The 2,279-nt window shown below is 73.8% G+C and carries 3 protein-coding genes; 2 read left to right on the plus strand and 1 reads right to left on the minus strand.

The annotated features are described in order from the left end of the window. Together GXP76_RS35210 and GXP76_RS35215 are read left to right on the plus strand one after the other, a co-directional pair. The coding region (locus GXP76_RS35210; protein WP_242575685.1) for an ATP-binding cassette domain-containing protein at positions 1-843 on the plus strand (843 nt) is incomplete at its 5' end. Continuing rightward, complete coding sequence (locus GXP76_RS35215) at positions 840-1,676, plus strand: ECF transporter S component (protein ID WP_242575686.1); 837 nt, start codon at positions 840-842, stop codon at positions 1,674-1,676. The genes GXP76_RS35210 and GXP76_RS35215, both read left to right, overlap by 4 nt. 30 nt (positions 1,677-1,706) lie before the next feature. Here the strand turns inward: GXP76_RS35215 and GXP76_RS35220 are convergent, their stop codons facing one another. Next, positions 1,707-2,198 carry an N-acetyltransferase gene (locus tag GXP76_RS35220; protein ID WP_242575687.1) on the minus strand — a complete coding sequence of 164 codons (492 nt, stop codon included), beginning with the start codon at positions 2,196-2,198 and terminating at the stop codon, positions 1,707-1,709. Positions 2,199-2,279: the final 81 nt, after the last annotated feature.

The raw sequence follows: 2,279 nt of genomic DNA on the forward strand, positions 1-2,279 counted from the left end.
GACACCGAGATCGCGGCGGTCACCCGGCTCGCCGTACGGCGCGGCAGGATCGAGGCGCTGCGCGGCGTCGACCTCACCGTCACCCCCGGCGAGACCGTCGCGCTCATGGGCCGTAACGGCGCAGGCAAGTCCACGCTGCTCGCCACCCTCGTCGGCATGGTGGAGCCCTCGTCCGGGTCGGTCACCGTCGGCGGGCGCGCCCCGCACCGTACGCATCCGCGCGAGCTGATCCGGCAGGTCGGGCTCGTCCCGCAGGAGCCGCGCGACCTGCTGTACGCGGACACGGTCGCCGCCGAGTGCGCGGCGGCGGACGCCGACGCGGGCGCGCCGCCCGGCAGTTGCCGTGCGCTGGTCGACGAACTCCTGCCGGACGTGCCCGAGGCGACGCACCCGCGTGACCTTTCGGAGGGGCAGCGGCTGGCGCTGGCGCTGGCGATCGTACTGACGGGCCGGCCCCCGCTGCTGCTCCTGGACGAGCCGACGCGCGGCCTGGACTACGCGGCGAAGGCCCGCCTCGTGGACGTCCTGCGCGCTCTCGCGGCCGAGGGCCACGCGATCGTCCTGGCCACCCATGATGTGGAACTGGCCGCCGAACTCGCCCGCCGGGTGGTGATCCTGGCCGACGGCGAGGTCGTCGCCGACGGTCCGACATCCCAAGTGGTGGTCTCCTCACCGGCCTTCGCGCCGCAGGTCGCGAAGATCATGGCGCCGCGGGAGTGGCTGACGGTGACTCAGGTGAGCCGGGCACTGGCAGCACTGGCAACTGACGCGACCGGCGGCGCGGGTACGGCGGACGCGGCGGATGCCACCGGGGCGACCGGCGCCGGGCGGGATCCGGCATGAGCGCCACGCCCGACCCCCAGGCCCGCGCCGTACGGCTCGGCCCCCGCTCCGTCGCCGCGCTCGCCCTCGTCAGCGCGATCGGTGTGATCGCCTTCGGATGGCCGCTGCTCGCCGACTCCGCCTCCGGGCTCGCCCACTCGCAGGACGCGCCCTGGCTGTTCGCGGTGCTGCTCCCGCTCCTGGTCGCCGTCGTCGTCGCGACGATCGCCGACTCCGGCCTGGACGCCAAGGCGGTCGCCATGCTGGGCGTCCTGGCCGCCGTCGGCGCCGCGATGCGCCCGCTGGGCGCGGGGACGGCCGGCCTGGAGCCGATGTTCTTCCTGATGGTGCTGAGCGGCCGGGTGCTGGGCCCCGGGTTCGGTTTCGTCCTCGGCGCGGTCACGATGTTCGCCTCCGCGCTGCTGACCGGCGGCGTCGGCCCGTGGATGCCGTTCCAGATGCTGTCGATGGGCTGGTTCACCATGGGCGCGGGGCTGCTGCCGGGCCCGGACCGGCTGCGCGGACGCGGGGAGTCGCTGATGCTCGCGGCGTACGGGGCCCTGGCCGCCTTCGCGTACGGCACGATCATGAATCTCCAGGGGTGGACCTATATCGGCGGGCTCTCCTCCGGGATCTCGTTCCGGCCGGGCGACCCGGTCCACGAGAATCTGGTGCGCTTCCTCGCGTACTGCGCGGCGACGTCGTTCGGCTGGGACCTGGGGCGGGCGGTGCTCACCGTCGTACTGACGCTGACGATCGGCGCCACGGTCCTCAAGGCGCTGCGCCGGGCGACCCGGCGGGCGGCGTTCGACGCGGAGGTCGCCTTCGAGGAACCGGCCGGTCCCGCACGCTGAACCGGCCGGACCCGCGGGTCGGGCCCGGCGTCAGACGGTCCCGCCCGGCTCCCCCGTCAACTCCAGCTCCCCCACCGTCTGGTCCCCGCTCGTCTCCCCGGTCAGCCGGAACCCGAGGCCCACGTAGAAGCGTTCGGGCCCGTCGTCACCCGGCTCCCAGGTGACGGTCAGCCGGGTGCCGCCACGGCGGCGGATCTCGGCGGCCACGGCGCCGACCGCGAAGCGGCCGTAGCCACGCCCCTGTTCACCGGCCGCGATGTTGAGACGCCACAGGCCCGAGCGGATGTCCTTGCCCGTCCCGTCGTCCGCGAAGTCGATGTCGAAGAAGGCCATCAGGAAGCCGACGGCCCGGTCCCCGTCAAGGATGAGCCGGGGCCAGGCGACGTCGGGGTGGACGTACGCCTCGGCGAGGGACTTCACGACGGGGGCGACCAAGTGCTCCTGGTCCGGGCGGACCTTGATGCCGAGAGCGGCGTCGAGGTTGCCGGGGGTGATCTTCTCCAGCCGGAGCGCGGTTGTCATCCGAGAACGATAGAACTCCGCGCCGGGCGATCAAATGGTTTATCGGGCGGCCGACGCTGAAGCCGGGGGCGGTGGAAGTGC

The sequence above is a fragment of the Streptomyces sp. NP-1717 genome, assembly GCF_022695985.1.
Taxonomy (GTDB): Bacteria; Actinomycetota; Actinomycetes; order Streptomycetales; family Streptomycetaceae; genus Streptomyces.